The 18611-nt window shown below is 72.5% G+C and carries 18 protein-coding genes; 12 read left to right on the plus strand and 6 right to left on the minus strand.

Features of this window, described 5'->3' with window-relative positions; genetic code table 11:
* Window positions 1-338 precede the first annotated feature (338 nt).
* Window positions 339-743, plus strand: coding sequence for a hypothetical protein (locus tag ABZ854_RS09570; protein ID WP_361206848.1), 405 nt, complete (start codon window positions 339-341; stop codon window positions 741-743).
* Here ABZ854_RS09570 and ABZ854_RS09575 read toward each other — a convergent pair.
* Complete coding sequence (locus tag ABZ854_RS09575) at window positions 670-1518, minus strand: DUF4184 family protein (protein ID WP_361206851.1); 849 nt, start codon at window positions 1516-1518, stop codon at window positions 670-672. The genes ABZ854_RS09570 and ABZ854_RS09575 overlap by 74 nt on opposite strands.
* Before the next feature lie 400 nt (window positions 1519-1918).
* Between ABZ854_RS09575 and ABZ854_RS09580 the strand changes: the two genes are divergently transcribed.
* The 3 genes from ABZ854_RS09580 to ABZ854_RS09590 all read left to right on the plus strand — a co-directional run bounded on the left by ABZ854_RS09580 (window position 1919) and on the right by ABZ854_RS09590 (window position 5084).
* On the plus strand, window positions 1919-3727 hold the full coding sequence (locus ABZ854_RS09580; protein WP_361206854.1) for a lytic transglycosylase domain-containing protein: 1809 nt from the start codon (window positions 1919-1921) through the stop codon (window positions 3725-3727).
* A 202-nt stretch (window positions 3728-3929) separates the two neighbouring features.
* Entirely contained in the window at window positions 3930-4064 is a 135-nt protein-coding gene (locus ABZ854_RS09585) for an SPW_0924 family protein (RefSeq protein WP_361207378.1), read from the plus strand.
* 27 nt (window positions 4065-4091) lie between these two features.
* Window positions 4092-5084 (plus strand): DUF3068 domain-containing protein, encoded by a 993-nt coding sequence (locus ABZ854_RS09590; protein WP_361206857.1) that lies wholly within the window; start codon window positions 4092-4094, stop codon window positions 5082-5084.
* Between the two features lie 31 nt (window positions 5085-5115).
* Here ABZ854_RS09590 and hrpB read toward each other — a convergent pair whose 3' ends face one another.
* Together hrpB and ABZ854_RS09600 are read right to left on the minus strand one after the other, a co-directional pair.
* Window positions 5116-7656, minus strand: a complete 2541-nt coding sequence (gene hrpB, locus ABZ854_RS09595; protein ID WP_361206860.1) for an ATP-dependent helicase HrpB — start codon at window positions 7654-7656, stop codon at window positions 5116-5118.
* Window positions 7657-7750: 94 nt separating this feature from the next.
* Window positions 7751-8578, minus strand: a complete 828-nt coding sequence (locus tag ABZ854_RS09600) for a class I SAM-dependent methyltransferase (protein WP_361207381.1) — start codon at window positions 8576-8578, stop codon at window positions 7751-7753.
* Between the two features lie 369 nt (window positions 8579-8947).
* Here ABZ854_RS09600 and rpsA point away from each other — a divergent pair, with 369 nt between their 5' ends.
* Window positions 8948-10444, plus strand: coding sequence for a 30S ribosomal protein S1 (rpsA, locus tag ABZ854_RS09605; protein ID WP_361206863.1), 1497 nt, complete (start codon window positions 8948-8950; stop codon window positions 10442-10444).
* A gap of 188 nt (window positions 10445-10632) precedes the next feature.
* Here rpsA and ABZ854_RS09610 read toward each other — a convergent pair whose 3' ends face one another.
* Complete coding sequence (locus ABZ854_RS09610) at window positions 10633-11613, minus strand: right-handed parallel beta-helix repeat-containing protein (protein WP_361206866.1); 981 nt, start codon at window positions 11611-11613, stop codon at window positions 10633-10635.
* Between the two features lie 233 nt (window positions 11614-11846).
* Between ABZ854_RS09610 and ABZ854_RS09615 the strand changes: the two genes are divergently transcribed.
* From ABZ854_RS09615 to ABZ854_RS09625, 3 genes are all read left to right on the plus strand, one after another.
* A complete protein-coding gene (locus ABZ854_RS09615; RefSeq protein WP_361206869.1) occupies window positions 11847-12785 on the plus strand; it encodes a PAC2 family protein in 939 nt (312 codons plus the stop codon).
* Between the two features lie 58 nt (window positions 12786-12843).
* On the plus strand, window positions 12844-13449 hold the full coding sequence (gene coaE, locus ABZ854_RS09620) for a dephospho-CoA kinase (protein WP_361206872.1): 606 nt from the start codon (window positions 12844-12846) through the stop codon (window positions 13447-13449).
* 79 nt (window positions 13450-13528) lie between these two features.
* On the plus strand, window positions 13529-13909 hold the full coding sequence (locus tag ABZ854_RS09625; RefSeq protein ID WP_129309710.1) for a tetratricopeptide repeat protein: 381 nt from the start codon (window positions 13529-13531) through the stop codon (window positions 13907-13909).
* 83 nt (window positions 13910-13992) lie between these two features.
* On the opposite strand, the gene ABZ854_RS09630 is transcribed toward ABZ854_RS09625, so the two are convergent.
* On the minus strand, window positions 13993-14325 hold the full coding sequence (locus tag ABZ854_RS09630) for a DUF6343 family protein (protein WP_361206876.1): 333 nt from the start codon (window positions 14323-14325) through the stop codon (window positions 13993-13995).
* Between the two features lie 78 nt (window positions 14326-14403).
* On the opposite strand from ABZ854_RS09630, the gene ABZ854_RS09635 reads away from it, so the two are divergent.
* The 3 genes from ABZ854_RS09635 to ABZ854_RS09645 all read left to right on the plus strand — a co-directional run bounded on the left by ABZ854_RS09635 (window position 14404) and on the right by ABZ854_RS09645 (window position 16730).
* Window positions 14404-15315, plus strand: coding sequence for an acyltransferase domain-containing protein (locus ABZ854_RS09635; RefSeq protein WP_361206879.1), 912 nt, complete (start codon window positions 14404-14406; stop codon window positions 15313-15315).
* A gap of 105 nt (window positions 15316-15420) precedes the next feature.
* Entirely contained in the window at window positions 15421-16104 is a 684-nt protein-coding gene (locus ABZ854_RS09640; RefSeq protein WP_361206882.1) for a class I SAM-dependent methyltransferase, read from the plus strand.
* A gap of 107 nt (window positions 16105-16211) precedes the next feature.
* Window positions 16212-16730, plus strand: a complete 519-nt coding sequence (locus tag ABZ854_RS09645; RefSeq protein WP_361206884.1) for a DoxX family protein — start codon at window positions 16212-16214, stop codon at window positions 16728-16730.
* 235 nt (window positions 16731-16965) lie between these two features.
* On the opposite strand, the gene ABZ854_RS09650 is transcribed toward ABZ854_RS09645, so the two are convergent.
* Window positions 16966-17622, minus strand: a complete 657-nt coding sequence (locus tag ABZ854_RS09650) for an RNA-binding S4 domain-containing protein (RefSeq protein WP_361206887.1) — start codon at window positions 17620-17622, stop codon at window positions 16966-16968.
* Window positions 17623-17686: 64 nt separating this feature from the next.
* Here ABZ854_RS09650 and ABZ854_RS09655 point away from each other — a divergent pair, with 64 nt between their 5' ends.
* Window positions 17687-18385 (plus strand): uracil-DNA glycosylase, encoded by a 699-nt coding sequence (locus ABZ854_RS09655; RefSeq protein ID WP_361206890.1) that lies wholly within the window; start codon window positions 17687-17689, stop codon window positions 18383-18385.
* Window positions 18386-18611 lie beyond the last annotated feature (226 nt).

The raw sequence follows: 18611 nt of genomic DNA on the forward strand, positions 1-18611 counted from the left end.
TTGGACGTGTGGAACGTCGCGACGATGGGCCCCTGCGCGGCCCAGCAGGTCAGCAGGCCCAGCGACGGGGACGTCGGCTCATGGATGTGGATCACCCGAAGGGGCGCGGGGCCGTGTTCATGTGCGGCTCCACCGCGTGGGCGCGACCAGCCACGACGCCGTCGCAGCCGCACAACCACCCGCACCGCCCCCCGACCGCCCCGCCCCCCAGCACCCCGCCGAACCCACGAACGCACCCCCACCCCACGCACCCCCCGGCCAAACCCCCGGACGGGCCCTTCACTCACGTGGCCCCCGCCAAAACGCCCCCCGCCGCCCCCCGGCCGCAAGATGCGGGCATGGGTATACGCATGCTCCACCGCCGGACGCCCGAGGCGGGCACCCCGGCCCGGGCGGTCACCGCCTCGGCCCCGTTCGCCCCCGCCTCGCCGGTCCAGGCCCTCGCGGCCGACGCAAGCACCGCCCGCATCCCCGCGGACCTGGCCCTCACCGTCCGCAGAGCCGCCAAACGCCTCCGCCGCGAACTCGCCGGCCGAACCGCACCGGCCCGTCGCACCCCCGACTGGCGCGCCTGGGCCGACCTGACCCGCGGCTACCTCGCGCTGCTGATCGCCCTCGTCCCGAGGTCGCGCCCGAGACCCACGATCACCGTCTTCGTCGCGGCCCCCCTCAACGGACGACCGTCCGCCCCCGCGCGGAACCCGGGGCCCCGCCCGGAACCGGGGCCGGACGCCAGGCCCTGACCCCGAGGGCGTACAGCAGCAGCCCCAGCACGAGGCCGGCGCCCGCCCCGAAGCACAGGGTGGGCACCAGGTCCCACGGCCGGGCCGTCGAACCCCAGTACGCCCACCAGTGGCACGCCCGCTGCACGGCAGCGACCAGCGCGCAGCCCCCGACCACCGCAACGGCCCTCCACCGGTCCCGTACGGACAGCACGGGCACCCCGGCCGGCTCCCCGTCGGGCGCCCGCCGCAGCGCCCGTACGACGAACACGGCCAGCACCACCGCCGCCACCGCCGAGCTGCCGTACTGCAACCAGAGGAACCCGGGCAGGCCCGCGCGGTCCCGGGCGAGGGCCGGGACCAGCCGGACGCCCCAGCGGTCGTGGTGCGTGAACGCGTCCCACACGACGTGTGTCAGCGCGCCGAGCACGGCGGAGACGTACCACCACGCCACGGACCCGGCCCGCACGCGCGCGCGTGGCGCCCCGCAGCGCAGCAGCGCGGCCGGCTGGCCCTGCCGTGCCCGGGGTGCCAGCGCCACCACCGGCTCCCGCACCAGCAACCAGAGCCCCACCAGAGCCCACGAGATGAGCGCGTCCACGCTCACGACACCGGCGAACGAGTGGGTGACGAAGCCGAATTCCATCCCGCCGGGCACGACACTCGCGGCGTAGTACGTCATGTCGGGCGCGAAGGAGCCCGCCACGAGCACCGACGCCACCAGCCGGCCCCGCCCGCCGCCGTCGCGCCGGACCGCGGGCAGGACGGCGGCCGCATGGCTGAGAGTGAACGGCAACAGGTCCCCCTGGAACGGTCGTCGAACGGTCGCCGGCCCTGCCCCGGATCCGGCGAGCGGGCCCGGCGAGCGGACCCGGCGAGCGGACCGCCCAGTATGGCCGTCCGCGGCGCCGAACCGCGTCTCATGGGCACCCCCTCGACGGCAGTCGGCACACCCTGGCCGAACATAGGCGGCCAAGAGGTGGATACCGGGCGCGAACGACTGCCCCCGCCAAGCAAGTTGCCGTAGGGTCGCCTGGGTCGTCGCGCCGGGACGCGCGGTGACACACACGTCACATCGCGGAAAAGGCGGAACAGGGGCAACCAGAGCACCGGGTCAACCGTCAGACCAAGGCGAGCACACAGACGGAGAAGGTCGGAACGGACGTTTCCGGACGTCCACGGGAGGGGTTCACTCTATGGCGGCGCATTTCGGCAGGCGGCTGCGCAAAGGAGCGGCGACCACGGCCGTGGCCGCGGCAGCGGTCGCGGCACTGTCCGCGTCCCAGGCTCCGGGAGCGACTGGAGAGGACCACGGCAGACAGGCAGCGGCCGGCGCCGCCACCTCCGCGCCGGACACCGGCGCCGACGGCAACGCCACGGGCGACTCGCCGTACTACACGGACCTGCCGCCGCTGAACAGCCCTGACCCCAGCCCGCCCGCCGCCACCGGCACCCCCGCCTCCCCGGGAGCCACCGAGGCGGGCATACCGGCCACGGTCCTGGACGCCTACAAGAGGGCCGCGACCGAGCTGCGCGGCTCCAAGCCGGGCTGCAACCTGCCCTGGCAGTTGCTGGCCGCCATCGGCAAGGTCGAGTCGGGCCAGGCCCGCGGCGGCCGGGTCGACGCCGACGGCACGACGATCGGCCGCATCCTCGGTCCGCAGCTGGACGGTAACGGCTTCGCGCTCATCAAGGACACCGACCACGGCGAGTACGACGGCAACAGCTCCTACGACCAGGCCGTCGGCCCCATGCAGTTCATCCCCTCCACCTGGCGGTGGGCCGGCCGCGACGGCAACGGCGACGGCAAGAAGGACCCCAACAACGTCTACGACGCCGCCCTCGCAGCCGGCCACTACCTGTGCCGCAACGACTGGGACCTCTCCCGCGAAGCCGACCTGCACAGCGCGATCCTCAGCTACAACGGCTCGCAGGAGTACCTCAACACGGTCCTGACCTGGCTGGAGTACTACCGCAAGGGCACCCGCACCGTCCCCGACGGCACCGGCGGCCTGCCGTCCCACCGCAGCGACACCCCCGCGGGCGACGACCCGCACACCGGCACCGGGAAGACTCCGAAGACCTCACCGCCGTCCACGAAGCCCCCTAAGAAGCACGCCCCGCGCCCGCACAAGCCGGGCGGCGGCACCCACTCGACCGACCCGGCCCCGCCCACTCCGCCCGCCCCGCCGACCCCCCAGACGCCCACCGACACCGTGGACCACCTCCAGGACGCCGGTACGGCCGAACTCGCGGCTACGGCGGGCGAGGCGTTCACCCAGCGGATCAGCACCCGGGCCGAGACCAAGGCGGGCGCGGCCGTCGGCAAGGTCAGGGTCCGGTTCACCATCACCGGTGACACCGACGCCACTTTCACCGGCGGCGAGACCGTGGCCACCGTCACCACCGACGCCAAGGGCGTGGCACTCGCGCCGGCGCTCCAGGCCGGCGAGAAGACCGGCGACTTCAGCGTGCACGCCGCCGTCGTGGGCCGCTCTGTCAAGGGAGTCGACTACACGGCCACCGTCACCGCACGCGTGGCCGACACCCTCGCCCGCACCAGCGACATCCCGCTGACCTGCACCCCCGGCGGCGAGTTCGCCGAACAGGTCCAGCTGAAGGCGACGTACAAGGGTGCGATCGCGCACGACGTGGCGGCCACCGCCACCCTCGTCAAGTCCACCGACGACCCCGCCGCCGAGCCGGTCGAGAACGACAAGGGCCCGTACTTCCAGGTCAAGGACCCCAAGGACGGCAGCACCAAGACCGTACGCACCCTCACCGGCCTCAAGACGGACGACAAGGGCCTGCTCACCCTGCCGAAGCTGTACGCGGACGACACCACCGGCACTTTCCTGCTCCGCGTCACCACCACCGGCGGGGCGACGCTCACCGTCGAACTGACGGTCGCAACCGCCGACGCGGGCACCGATACCGGTACTGGCACGGGTACGGGCACTTCCACCAGCCCGTCGCCGGACCCGACCCCGTCCCAGAAGCCGTAACCAGGCGACGCGGGAACCTCGCACGCGCGGCAGGGCGCCGACCGCTCCGGCGGACGGCGCCCTGCCGCGTTCGTGGGTGCCGTCCAGCGCCCGGCACGTCCTCCCCGTGTCCGAAGTGTTCTCATCTCGGCCGCCCCTTGCTACCGTGCCGGATCTGACGATCCATCAGGAACTGTCAGGAACCGTCCGCCGGGAGGCCGAGATGCGCGCCCTGATCGCCGCCGCGACCGGTCTCGCCCTCGCGTTCGCCCTCGTCCTGACGATCACCGCCCTGGGAGCGCCGACGGGCCGCACGTCCCCCAGGCCGCTGCTGACGACCGTGCCCGCCCACCCCTAGCCGCGCCCGTCCGGGAGGGAGCCCGCCATGCGCCGCACGGCAAGCCTGGTCCTGCTCGCCTGCGCCGTGTTCTGCGCGGCGCTGTCCCCGCTGATGCGCTGGTACGCCTTTCCGCGCCTGGCCAGGATCCCCGCGAACCAGTACCAGGACATGGTCCTGGAGGCCAAGGGGGCGACCCTCCTCGACTACGGCACCATGCGCGCGAAGAAGGTCTCCAAGGTCACCATCGTGCAGACCCTCAAGGGTGACGTGGCGGCCGCGCAGCGGATCGAGCGGACGGCGGGACGGCCGGTCGTCGTCTGGGACTGCCTCTCCTACGTCCAGGGCCCCGACGGCAAGATGGTCTCCAAGGTCCCCGAGCGCTACATCTTCGACGCGCACAGCCAGGACCCCGTCCACGCCACCGGCGAGATGGTCGACGGCGACCCCGTCAGACGGGACGGCATCGAGTTCAAGTGGCCCTTCCTGACCCAGAAGCGCGACTACGAGTACTTCGACGCGCAGACCCGCACCACCAACCCCATCCACTACAAGGGGACGCGCACCTTCCGGGGCCTGAAGGTCTACTACTTCGAACAGACCGTCCCGTGGACCAAGGTGCCCCTCCCGAAGAGCATGCCCGTCAAGGGCATCACCCCGGAGGCGGTGGCCAGGACCGGCACCACCCGCTGGTACACCACCGTCCGCAGGTTCTGGGTCGAACCGGTCACCGGGGCACCCGTCTACGGCGAGGAGCTCCACAAGGAGGAGCTGCGCGGCGGCACCCTGCTCGGCGGACGCGACAGGGTCACCGCGTTCGCGGGGGACGTGAAGATGCGCGAGGACTACACCGAGCACACGGTCGCCCTCGTCAAGCACAACCGCACACTCGTCCTGATGCTCACCTCGTACCTGCCCTGGGGCCTGCTCTCCCTCGGACTGCTGCTCCTCGCCCTCTCCCTCTGGCTGGAGGCACGCGGGCGCCGCCCGGAGGAGCCGGCGCCCACGGAGACTGCGGCGCCCGAACCCGTCAGCGCCTGAGGCGTCACCGGTCCGAGCCCGAGGCGACCGGTCAGCGCCTGAGGCGCGCGTTCGTGTGCCGGGTGGGTTCGGCGCCGGCCGGGTCCTCGGGCCACGGATGCTTCGGATAGCGCCCCCGCAACTCCGCGCGTACGGCCCGGTAGCCGTCCTGCCAGAAGGAGGCGAGGTCGGCGGTCACGGCGGCGGGGCGCCCGGCGGGGGAGAGAAGGTGCACGAGCAGCGGAACACCGGCCACGGCCGGCGTCCGGTCCAGCCCGAACATCTCCTGCAGCTTCACCGCGAGTACGGGCCGCTCCGGGTCCCCGTAGTCGATCCGGATTCTGGACCCACTGGGTACGGCCATCCGCTCGGGCGCCAGCTCGTCCAGCCGGGCCGCCTCCCCGCTCGCCCAGGGCAGCAGCCGCGCCAGCGCCTGCCCGGCGTCGATCCGCGCGAGATCGCTCCGCCGCCGGGCCCGGCTCAGCTCCGGCTCCAGCCATTCGTCCACGCGCGCGTGGAGCGCGCTGTCCGACACGTCGGGCCAGGGCTCCCCGAGGTGCGCCCGCAGGAACGCGATCCGCTGCCGCAGCAGTACGGCGTCCGCCGGCCACCGCAACAACCCGAGCCCTTCCTCCCGCAGCCCGTCCAGCAGCGCGCCCCGCACGAGCTCCGGGTCCGCGTCGCCGAGCGGCCGCACCGCCAGCTCGACGGCCCCCAGCCGCTCGACCCGCCGGGCCACGACGTCCCCCTCGGCCCACCGCACCTCGTCCCGTACGCCCACGAGCGCCGAGGCGGCGTCCCGGGCCACGTCCTCGTCCACGGAGGCCCCGAGCCGCACCCGCCCGTGCGCCGTCCCGGCGCCCCGGCCGGCGACCGCGACGACGATCCAAGGCGACCCCCGCAGCCCCGACCCCTCGCCCACCTCGACCCGGGTCCCGGAGGCCATCAGATACGACCCCCCGTCCCACTTGGCCACCCGCTCGGGAAACGCCAGGGCGACGACCCTTCCGGCGTTCGCCCGCGCGGGAGCGTCATCCGGGATGGGGCTGACGTTCCGTGCCGCGGCCCCGGGCGTGTCGACCAGCGGGTGGGCGAACTCGGCCGCCGCGGACCGCAGCCGCCGTACCTCCGCACGCCACCGGGTGCCGTAGGCATCGTGCCCGCCCCGGGCACGCCGCAGCGCCGCCTCCAGATCGTCGCCGTACTCCCGGGGGACCTCCTCGGACAGCAGGGCCACCACCTCGGCCCCTCCGCCGGACGTATCCAGCAGTGCCCGCCCCAGCCGGGGATGCACCCCCAGCCGGGCCAGCCGCGTCCCCGCCGGCGTGGCGCGGCCGGTGGGCTCCACCGCGCCGACCGCCCGCAGCACCTCCCGGGCAGCGGCCATCGCGCCGGCCGGCGGAGCGTCCAGCAGCGCCAGTCCGGCGGCGTCGGGATCGCCCCAGCAGGCCGCCTGGAGGGCGAACGCCGTCAGATCGGCCACCTTGATCTCCGGCGCGGGGAAGGCCGGCCGGCGCCCGTCCTCGGCCTCCGCCCAGCACCGGTACACCGTGCCCGGCGCCTCACGCCCGGCCCGGCCCGCCCGCTGCCGCCCCGCCGCGCGGGACGCCCGTACCGTCGTCAGTCCGCTCAGCCCGCGCGCGTGGTCCACCCGCGGCTCCCGGGCCAGCCCGGAGTCCACCACCACCCGCACCCCGGGCACCGTCAGGGACGACTCCGCCACCGACGTCGCCAGCACCACCCGGCGCCGCGTCCCCGGTGCCAGCACCGCGTCCTGCACCGCCGCCGGCGCCCGCCCGTGCACCTGGAGCACCTCCACCGCGCCCGGATCCCCGAGATCCCCGAGCTGTGCGGCCACCCGCGCGATCTCCCCCACGCCCGGCAGGAAACACAGCACGTCCCCGGACCGCTCGGCCATCGCCCGCCGGACCACCGACGCCACGTGCGCGAGCAGCGCCGGGTCGACGCGCATTCCGTCCGGCGGCCGCACCGGACGCGTGGGCGGCGCCCAGACCGTCTCGACGGGGTGCGCGGTCCCCGCCGCCTCCACCACCGGCGCTCCGCCGAGCAACCGCGCCCATCCCTGGGCGTCCGTGGTCGCCGACGCGGCCACCAGCCCCAGCTCCGGCCGCAGGGTCTGCCGTACGTCCCACAGGAACGCGGCCGCCGTGTCCGCGTCCAGATGCCGTTCATGGCACTCGTCGAGGACGACCACGTCGACGCCGGGCAGCTCCTGGTCCCGCTGGAGGCGCTGCAGCAGCACGCCGGTCGTCACGACCTCCACGCGCGTGTGCCGCCCCACGACCCGCTCGCCGCGCACGGTGTGGCCGACGCTCCGGCCCGGCTGCTCGCCCAGCAGCCACGCCATCCGCCGCGCGGCGGCCCGGGCGGCGATCCGCCGCGGCTCGGCCACCACCACCCGGCGCGCCGGGCCGCCCCCGACCAGGCCCGCCAGCACCAGGGGGACCAGTGTCGTCTTGCCGGTGCCGGGCGGGGCCACCAGGACGGCGGTGCCGTCCTCCTCCAGGGCCGCGGTCAGGGCGGGCAGCGCGGAGCGCACGGGCAGTGCGTCCAGGGCGTCGTAACGGATCACGCCCCCAGTGTCGTACGACCCGGAAATCAGCCTCTACGCGCGCGTGCGCCGTGCACGAGCCATCACGCGCGCGTGAGGCGTCACGCGCGTGCGCTCAGTCCCGCTCGCAGACGAAGATCGCCGTTCCCGGGATCAGGTGGCCCCGCAGGGGAGACCAGCCGCCCCACTCCGAGGTGTTCCAGGCCGGCCATTCCGGCTCGACCAGGTCCACCAGCCGGAAGCCCGCGGCCACGATGTCCCGGACCCGGTCGCCGAGCGTCCGGTGGTGCTCGACGTACACCGCGCGGCCGGCGTCGTCCTGCTCGACGTACGGGGTCCGGTCGAAGTAGGAGGACGCCACCGCGAGCCCCTCCGGGCCCGGTTCGTCGGGGAAGGCCCAGCGGATCGGGTGCGTCACCGAGAACACGAAGCGCCCGCCCGGCCGCAGCACCCGGCGCACCTCGCGCAGCACCTCCCGCGGTTCCGCGACGAACGGCAGCGCCCCGTACGCCGAGCACGCCAGGTCGAAGGAGCCGTCCGCGAAGGGCAGCGCGGCGGCGTCGGCGCACACCAGGGGAAACGGTCCGCCGATGCGCAGCGCGTGCTGAAGCTGCCGGTGCGAGAGGTCGAGGGCGACCGGACGTGCGCCCAGCGCGGCCAGCCAGCGCGCGCACTGGGCCGCGCCGGCGCCGATCTCCAGGACGTCCTTGCCCTCGAGCTCCTCGGGCGGCCCGAGGAGCTCGGCCTCCACCTCGTCCAGGCCCTCGGGCCCCCACACGAAGCGGTCGTCGCCCAGGAACGTGCCGTGCTCGATCTGGTACTCGTCGGCGTTGCGGTCCCACCAGCCACGGTTGGCCCGCGCGCTCTCCGCGACCCCGGCGTCACGTCGGGTGGCCTCGGGCTCGGGCGCCTCGGGGACGTACGGTTCCGGCTCTTGGATGATCGGCTCCCTCGTCGTACTCTTCCGTCCAACCGACGGGCCGCGGCGCGTGTCACGGAGGGGTTCCGTACGCCTGCACGGCGTGATGGGACGTTTCTTGTGCCGGGTATGCGGCGATCCGCCCCGGGTGTGCGCCTTCGCGCATTGACCCTGCTCGGCTGCCCCCGTATGCTACAAGTTGCGCTGCGGGCCTGCGCACCTCAGACGTAGCAGGCTGCGCTCGCATCTGTTGTATGTCCCCTCGGTTGTCGAGGCGCCGTCACCAGTGTCTGGTGGGGCGCTTCCTAGGCTGTCCGGCTTCTACAGAGCGATACGGGCTCCCGGCGTAGCAGTACCTACGACTTCAATGTCCGTACCGGAGCCCTTTCCCACATGACGAGCAGCACCGAGACCACCGCCACCACCCCGCAGGTTGCGGTCAACGACATCGGTAACGAGGAAGCCTTCCTCGCCGCGATCGACGAGACGATCAAGTACTTCAACGACGGCGACATCGTCGACGGCGTCATCGTGAAGGTCGACCGGGACGAGGTCCTGCTCGACATCGGTTACAAGACCGAAGGTGTCATCCCGAGCCGCGAGCTCTCGATCAAGCACGACGTCGACCCGAACGAGGTCGTCGCCGTCGGTGACGAGATCGAGGCCCTGGTCCTCCAGAAGGAGGACAAGGAAGGCCGCCTGATCCTCTCGAAGAAGCGCGCCCAGTACGAGCGTGCCTGGGGCACCATCGAGAAGATCAAGGAAGAGGACGGCATCGTCACCGGTACCGTCATCGAGGTCGTCAAGGGTGGTCTCATCCTCGACATCGGCCTCCGTGGCTTCCTCCCGGCCTCCCTGGTCGAGATGCGCCGCGTCCGCGACCTCCAGCCGTACGTCGGCAAGGAGCTCGAGGCCAAGATCATCGAGCTGGACAAGAACCGCAACAACGTGGTCCTGTCCCGCCGTGCCTGGCTGGAGCAGACCCAGTCCGAGGTCCGCCAGACCTTCCTCACCACCCTCCAGAAGGGTCAGGTGCGGTCCGGCGTCGTCTCCTCGATCGTCAACTTCGGTGCCTTCGTGGACCTGGGTGGCGTCGACGGTCTGGTCCACGTGTCCGAGCTGTCCTGGAAGCACATCGACCACCCCTCCGAGGTCGTCGAGGTCGGCCAGGAGGTCACGGTCGAGGTCCTCGACGTCGACATGGACCGCGAGCGCGTCTCCCTGTCGCTGAAGGCGACCCAGGAAGACCCGTGGCAGCAGTTCGCCCGCACCCACCAGATCGGCCAGGTCGTGCCCGGCAAGGTCACGAAGCTGGTTCCGTTCGGTGCGTTCGTCCGCGTGGACGAGGGCATCGAGGGTCTGGTCCACATCTCCGAGCTGGCCGAGCGCCACGTGGAGATCCCGGAGCAGGTCGTCCAGGTCAACGACGAGATCTTCGTCAAGGTCATCGACATCGACCTCGAGCGCCGTCGCATCAGCCTCTCGCTGAAGCAGGCCAACGAGGCCTTCGGTGCCGACCCGGCCTCGGTCGAGTTCGACCCGACCCTGTACGGCATGGCCGCGTCCTACGACGACCAGGGCAACTACATCTACCCCGAGGGCTTCGACCCCGAGACCAACGACTGGCTCGAGGGCTACGAGACCCAGCGCGAGACGTGGGAGCACCAGTACGCCGAGGCGCAGACCCGCTTCGAGCAGCACCAGCAGCAGGTCATCAAGTCCCGTGAGGCCGACGCGGCTGCCGCCGCCGAGGGCGGGGACGCCGCGGGTGCCGCTCCGGTCGCGGGTGGCGGTTCGTACTCCTCCGAGGGTGCGGACACCTCCGGTGCGCTGGCCTCGGACGAGGCGCTGGCCGCGCTGCGCGAGAAGCTGGCCGGCGGCCAGAGCTGAGCTCCCCCAGAGGGGGCACCCCCAGCCGCTGAGGCTTAGCCGTTGAGGCTGAGGGGCCGTACCTTTCGGGGTACGGCCCCTCAGTGTTTTGTGTGTGTGGGGGGAGGCGCGTCGCTTGTCGAAGTGCGGGTGCGTTGTGGCTTGTCGCGCAGTTCCCCGCGCCCCTGAGTTGGACCACGGCCCCTTGGTCAGGAAGTCACCGGGATGTTGGTCAGGCCCTTGCCTGCTGTCACCGTGTTGGAGTCGTAGACCGTTGTCTTGCAGGTCGACTTGTAGTTGGTGACGTTGATGGCCAGTCGGGTGTCTCCTGTGGCGCCCGTCAGGTCTGAGCCGTTGTTCCTGAACACCGTGCCGCAGCCCCAGCCGGAGCGTTGGGTGTGGGTCTGGTAGCCGTCGTTCGTGGTGTTCGTGCCGGTGTTGTCCTGGACGAGGACGTCGTTGCCCTTCACGTCGACCCAGGAGTCGTCGTAGTTCGCGTCGGTCAGCCCGCTGCCGTCGAAGACGTTGCCGATGATCTGCGCGCCGCTGGTTCCCTCCTTGATGTCGACGTTCTCGCCGCCGACGTCCGGCCCGATGGTGTTGTCGAGGATCCGCACGTTGTCGCTGCGGTCCGAGAGCGTGTTGGCGGTGCCCACGTAGACGCCCTCGCCCATGCCCCTGCCGTCGTTCCCGGTGTCGTAGATCCTCGAGTTCTCGATCACGCCGTCCGCGCTGGACGTGCGGAAGTGCACCCCCTCCATGTCCAAGTCGTGCACCGTCACGCCGTCGATCACGACCCCCGTGGCCGTGTCGATCACGATGCCCTTCTGGCCGCCGGTCACGGTCAGGCCGCTGACCGTCCAGTAGGAGGCGCCGTCGAGATGCAGGCCGTAGCCGCCGCCCGCGGTGAGTACGGCCCTGGGGGAGCCGGTGAGCGTGATGCGGTCGCCTGACGTGGCCGGCGTCGTCGCCTTGAAGTTGCCGGTGCACGTCCCGTCGGCGAGGTGGATCGTGGCCCCGGGCCGTGCGTCCCCGAGCGCGGCCTTGAGCTGCGCCGCCGTGGAGACCTCGACGGCGGCTGAGGAGAGGGCGGGCGTGGAGGCGGAGGCCGGGCCGGTGTCGGCCAGGAGCAGGCCGCCGGTGGCGGTGGCCACGGCGAGCAGGGAGGTGAGCAGCGGGCGCCGGCGCATGAGGGTGCCTTCCTGTCGTGTTCCTTCATGACTCCGTCATGACTTCACGCGGATGAGCGCATTCATGAACGTGTATTTCAGCCGCGTATGTGAACGCCTTCCTTGTGAAGGTACGGACCAGGTGACGAAGCGTCAAGGCGTGCGGCGCGAGTTGCCTGATCAGAGGCCCGGTCCGGGAATGCCCGCGCTCCAGGGGGCGTTGTCGAGTACGGACACGAGGAGGAGCGGTCACTGTGCTTGATCCGCAGGGTTTGTACACGTGGGAGCCGAAGGGGCTGGCCGTCGTCGACATGGCGCTCGCCCAGGAGTCGGCCGGCCTTGTCATGCTCTACCACTTCGACGGATACATCGACGCGGGGGAAACCGGCGACCAGATCGTCGAGCGGCTCCTCGACGCGCATCCCCACCAGCTCGTGGCCCGCTTCGACCACGACCGGCTCGTGGACTACCGCGCCCGCCGGCCCCTGCTGACCTTCAAGCGGGACCGCTGGACCGAGTACGAGGTGCCTGCGATCGAGGTCCGCATCGTCCAGGACACCACCGGCGCGCCCTTCCTGCTGCTGTCCGGTCCCGAGCCGGACGTGGAGTGGGAGCGCTTCGCGGCAGCAGTGCGGCAGATCGTGGAGCGGCTCGGCGTCCGCCTGTCCGTGAACTTCCACGGCATCCCCATGGGCGTCCCGCACACCCGCCCCGTCGGCCTCACCCCGCACGGCAACCGGACCGACCTCGTCCCCGGTCACCGCAGCCCGTTCGACGAGGCCCAGGTGCCCGGCAGCGCCGAGTCGCTGCTGGAGTACCGCCTGCTGGAGGCGGGGCACGACGTGCTGGGCGTCGCCGCGCACGTTCCGCACTACATCGCCCGCTCGCCGTACCCCGACGCGGCGCTCACCGTCCTGGAGGCCGTCACCGGCGCCACCGGCCTGGTCCTCCCCGGCGTCGCGCACGCGCTGCGCACGGACGCACACCGCACGCAGACGGAGATCGACCGGCAGATCCGGGAGGGCGACGAGGAGCTCACCGCACTCGTCCAGGGCCTGGAGCACCAGTACGACGCGGCGGCGGGCGCCGAGAGCCGCGGCAACATGCTCGCCGAGCCGGTCGACATCCCCTCCGCGGACGAGATCGGCCGCGAGTTCGAACGCTTCCTGGCGGAGCGGGAGGGCGAGGGCTGACCAGCGGCGCCAGAAGGCGCCCCACTCGGCAGCCGGCGGAGCGCCTATGCTTCGGCTCATGCTGAAGGTTGGCCTGACCGGCGGAATCGGCGCCGGCAAGAGCGAGGTGTCCCTGCTGCTGGTCGAGCACGGCGCCGTACTGATCGACGCGGACCGCATCGCGCGTGAGGTCGTCGCTCCCGGCACGCCCGGCCTCGCGGCCGTCGTCGAAGCCTTCGGCACGGGCGTCCTGACCGCCGACGGCAGCCTGGACCGGCCGCGGCTCGGCTCGATCGTCTTCGCCGACCCCGGGAAACTGGCCGTCCTCAACTCGATCGTGCACCCTCTCGTCGGCGCGCGCTCCGGCGAACTGGAGGGCGCCGCCGCCGAGGACGCCGTGGTCGTGCACGACGTCCCGCTGCTCACGGAGAACGGGCTGGCACCGCTGTACGACGTCGTGGTCGTCGTCGACGCGAGCCCCGAGACCCAGCTGGAGCGGCTTGTGCGGCTGCGCGGGATGACCGAGGACGACGCACGCGCGCGTATGGCCGCGCAGGCGACCCGTGAGCAGCGCCTGCGGATCGCGGACATCGTGATCGACAACGACGTACCGCTGGACGCCTTGCACAAGCGCGTCGGCGAGGTCTGGGACTACCTCACGCGCCGGGCAGGCGAGTCCCGGTGACCCGGGCCGGGAGGTCCGGCGCGGAATAGCGGCCCGGTGGTACGGCGTTGAACCAGTGCAGAGAGGGAAGGACTTCGTCGTGCCCGAGACCAGCGGTTCCAGTGGACAGACCCCGGAGACGCATGTCATCGACTACCGCGCCGCCGAGCACCTGCTCAGCGCACGGGACCCGCGGGGAGCCGTGAAGCTGCTCGACGGGGTCATCGCGGCGCATCCGGAGAACACGGCCGCGCGTCTGCTCCGCGCGCGTGCCTTCTTCGCGGCGGCGCAACTGCGACCGGCGGAGCTGGAGTTCACGATCGTTCTGGAGCGCGAGCCGGACAATGCCTTCGCGCATTTCGCGCTCGCCCGCACCTATGAGCGGCAGGGCCGTCCCGACCAGGCCAAACGGCACTTCCGGCTAGCCGCGGCGCTGGACCCGAACCCCGAGTACCTGAAGGCGGCCCGGTTCGACTCCTGACGGCCCGGGACGCCTCACACCCCTGCTTCCCGCAGGTCGACCACGGGTCGGCGCGCGAGCACCGTGGGCGGCCGAGAGAGGTGTCACGGGTGCCCGTGGTGCGGTGGCCGGCCGAACGGCCGCCTGCTCCGGTACGGCCGTCTCGGCCCGTGTCGCAGCTCGCTGTCCACCGGCCGGTACGGCGGGATGTCCGGGCCGGGCTGGTAGTGCGGGCCCTGCCGGCGGTGCCGGACGATCAAGGCCAGGTCGATGGTGGCCACGAGCCACAGCGCCCCGCAGGCGGCCGCCCAGCCGGTGCGTCCGGCGAACGCGAACGCCGCCGTTCCGAAGATCGCCCAGGCGACCCCCCACAGGCTCAGCCAGAACCGCGCCCGCAGTGCGCTGCGCGCGGTCGCCGGTTCACTGCCTGTACGCATCCCGGATCATCACTCCCACTTGCAACGTACTCTTCGACGGGGACGTTCACCAACGACGGCCAGGAGGGGAAACGCGCTGTGCTGCCGGACGCCGACGACCTGCCCGAACTGCTTCTCGATCTCAGTGTGCCGCACGAGCACATCAACGAACTCGACGGGCTGCGGCGCACCCTCGCCGGGGACCCGGGTGCGCTGAGACTCCTCCACGCGTGCGTGACGGAGCTGCTGGAAGAACCGGCGGAGACGGGCCGCACACCCGATCTCGGCGAACTGTTCGCGGCGTCGCCCGCCGCACTGGGCGGTTCCTTCGCCGTCTTCGTCTTCGTCGCCGCCCTCCCGCACACCCTCGCTCTCCATCGGCGACGTGGCATCCCGGCCGAGGTCTCCCGCCGCACCCTGGCGGACCTGGGCCGGAACCTTGCGGTGTATCGCCGAGGGAACGGAGTGATCGGGCTGCACCACAAACGCTGGCTCGTCCGGCACTTCCGCGGCGAGCTGTTCCAGCTGGGGCGGCTGCAGTTCGAGCGGGCGCGGCTCGGACAGCGCAGCTCCGCGGCGATCGCGATGGCCGGCCTGGACGCCGTCCCGGGCATGCCCTGCCTGAACCTCCACATCCCCGACTTCCTCGGCCCGCTGACCCCGTCGGCCTGCGACCGTTCGCTGGACCTGGCCCGGGACTTCTTCGGCCGGCATTTCCCCGAGGAGCGTGTCGAGACCGCGCTGTGCCATTCCTGGCTGCTGGATCCGCAGTTGAAGCGCTATCTGCCGGCCGAGTCCAACATCGTCCGCTTCCAGGAGCGGTTCCGGCCCGCACGGGAGGACGACGAACCCGCCGACACCGAGCCCGTCCGGTTCGTCTTCGGGGATCCGGACCTGCCGGTGGCGGAGCTGCCGCGGCGCACCTCGGTGGAGCGGGCGGTCGGGGACCACTTGCGGGCGGGCGGCCACTGGCACATCGGACACGGATGGTTCCCGCTGGAGTTCGAATAACTCGAACGAGTGAACTGGCCGGGGGCGGGAACGGGCGGGCGGCGCCGGGCCGTTGTTCGGTCGACGGGACGGAATGGCGGGAGCACGAGTCGGGGAGGACAAGCGATGCGTGAGGGATACGAGGGCACGGGACCCGGCGTGATCACCCCGGACGGCTGCGCGGTGGAGCTGTACGAACGGCTCCCGGTGGGCGACGAGCCGGACATCATCGCCGCCGCGGTACCGGCCGGCGCGCACATCCTGGAGCTGGGCAGCGGAGCGGGACGGGTGACCCACCCGCTGCTGGAGCGGGGGTTCACGGTCACCGCCGTGGACGAGTCGGCCGAGATGCTCGCCCGCGTCCGTGGCGCGCGCACCGTATGCGGCCCGATCGAGGAACTGGACCTGGCCGAGAGGTTCGACGTGGTGATGCTCGCGTCCTTCCTCGTCCACGCCGGCGACACCGAGGTGCGCCGGGGGCTGTTGCGCACCTGTGCCCGCCATGTGACGAAGGGCGGCTGCGTCCTCATCCAGCGGGAGGGCGAGGACTACCACACAGACCTGCCGAGAGTGCGCGTCGACCCGAGAGGCTTCACCGTGCGGATCGTCTCGGCGGAGCCCGTCGGCGACGGTGTGAACTCGGTCCGCGCCGAGTACGAGTTCCCGGACGCGTCCTGGACCCAGACGTTCCTGTCGAGACCCCTGACCAAGGACGACTTCGAGGCGGCCCTGGCGGAAGCGGGACTGGAGGTGGACACGTATCTGACACCGGACGGGGTGTGGGTGAGGGCGGTGCCCCGAAATTCCTGAGAGTGGGGGATGGTTCACCGATGAGTTCTCGGGCGTGGCCGGGTCCATCCCTGTGACAGCGAGCGAGACCGCCTCGCACACGTCACACAGCAGACCAGGAGCCTTCCATGTCCGAGACCACCGTCTCCGTCGTTCCCACCGCCCCGTCCGCCGCGAACACTCCCTCCAGCCGGTCGGACCGCGCCGCCCGCTCTGCTGCCGCCGGGACAGGGAGGCGTCGTGCAGGACGCGTCGCGCTCCGCTCCGTGCAGGTGCTGCTGGCGCTGTTCTTCGGTCTGGCGAGCGCGCTGCCCAAGCTGATCGCACACCCCTCGGCCGTCGAGTCCTTCGACCGGATGGGCTGGGGCAGCGTGGGCATGTACACCATCGGCGTCCTCGAACTGGCCGGTGCGGTCGCCCTGTTGGTGCCGGTCCTGCAGTCGGTGGCCGCGACGGCGCTGAGCGCGCTGATGGTGGGCGCGTTCATCGTCCAGCTCACCGTCTTCGACGGGCAGAACGCGGCCACACCACTGGTGCTGATCGTTCCGCTCGCGCTGATCGCCTGGGCCCGGCGCGGTCACAACGCGGCCCTGCCGGCCCTCCTGCGCCGGACGGCAGGCCGGGCGCGACCCGCGCGATCCGCGTGACCTGTGCGATTCGCGTGACCGCACGGGGAGCGCCGGACGATGCCGGCCGGTCGCGGGGGCTCGGCCGGCGTCACGGCGGTGTGCCAGTGGTAGGGGCCGGCCGGGCGCGAGTGCGTACCAGCCGGTCGTAGCGGCACGCGTCGCCAGGCCGCTACGACCGGCTCTCCCCGAGGGCTACCAGCCCGTTCGTACCGGCACGCGTCGTCAGACGGGCCCGGCCGGTCCTCCCCGAGGGCTACCGGCCGGTCCGGCCGCCGCCGCTCTGTCTCCTGGGCCGGCCGGCGCCCCGGGGTTCGCTGGGGCCGCCGGATTCGCCGGGGACACCCGGTCCGGCGGGCCCCCCGAGCCCACGGAGGCGTTCCATCTCGCGGCGGTCCCGCTTGGTGGGGCGGCCGGTGCCGCGGTCGCGCAGGCCGGCGGGGGCAACGGCCTCGCGCGGCGGCGGAGGAGGGGAATTGTCGACGTAGCACTGGACGGCGACCGGGGCGCCGACCCGCTTGCGGATGAGGCGCTTGACGATCACGATCCGTTCCCGGCCCTCGTTCCGGAGCCGCACCTCGTCGCCGACGCGGACCGAGTAGGCGGGCTTCACGCGCTCGCCGTTCACGTGGACGTGTCCACCGCGGCAGGCGGCCGCGCCCAGGGAACGGGTCTTGATCAGGCGTACGGCCCAGATCCAGCTGTCGATCCGCACGGTCTCGCCCTGGGCCGGACCGGCGGCCTCGGCGGCGGCCACCGCGGCGGCGACCTTCGGGTCGACCGTGGGATCGACAGCCCGCTCGCCGCCGGTGCCCTCGGCGCTGCCGCCACCGGCGGCGGCCTGGGCGACGCCCCGGCCCAACGGTCCGCCGGTCCCGGGGTTCACGTTCCCGCCCGCATCCTCCGTAGCCATGGCCACGACCCTAACGCGCCGGGCCGTACCAGTGGGCCGGGCCGGCCGGGCATACGGTGGGCCTATGCACGACGACAGCGGTGGCCTGGCGCGGCTCGACCGACGGGTCGCGGACTGCAGGGCCTGTCCGCGGCTCGTCGCCTGGCGGGAGGAGGTCGCCCGGACAAAGCGGGCCGCGTTCACCGACTGGACCTACTGGGGGCGGCCGGTGCCGGGATTCGGGGCGGCCGATGCCCGGCTGGTGATCATCGGGCTCGCCCCCGCGGCGCACGGCGGGAACCGCACCGGCCGCATGTTCACCGGTGACCGTTCGGGCGACGCGCTCTACCAGGCGCTGTACGACGTGGGGCTCGCCTCGCAGCCCACCTCCGTCAGCGCCGACGACGGCTTGGAACTGCACGGCGTCCGGGTCACCGCACCGGTGCACTGCGCGCCGCCCGCCAACAAGCCGACGCCCGGGGAGCGCGACACCTGCCGCCCGTGGCTGGTCCAGGAACTCAAGCTGCTGCGCCCGACCCTCAAGGCAGCAGTCGTCCTCGGTGCCTTCGGCTGGCAGGCGGCGCTGCCCGCGTTCGCCGAGGCAGGCTGGACGGTGCCCCGGCCCCGGCCCGCGTTCGGACACGGCACCCGAGTCGCCCTCGACGGCCTGGAACTCTTCGGCTGCTTCCACGTCAGCCAGCGCAACACCTTCACCGGCCGCCTGACCACCGAGATGCTGCGCGAGGTGCTGCGCACGGCAGCGGACGCGGCCGGTCTGCCGTAGCCGAACGCCGCGCCCCCAGGCCGCCTCAGGGCCACCACTCGTACCGCACGTCAGGCTCACGCTCCTCGTTGCCGCTGCCGTCCGTGGACGCGAGGGCGACGAAGGCCCCGCCCGCGCCGTTCGGGGGCGAGGTACCGCATCTTGGAAATTCGCACCCCGTGGGATGTCACATCCGCGCACCCCCGTCTCGTCCTCAATGACAGAAGCGAGAGAAGGGAATCGTGAG

The sequence above is a fragment of the Streptomyces sp. NPDC047028 genome (assembly GCF_040644095.1).
Taxonomy (GTDB): Bacteria; Actinomycetota; Actinomycetes; order Streptomycetales; family Streptomycetaceae; genus Streptomyces.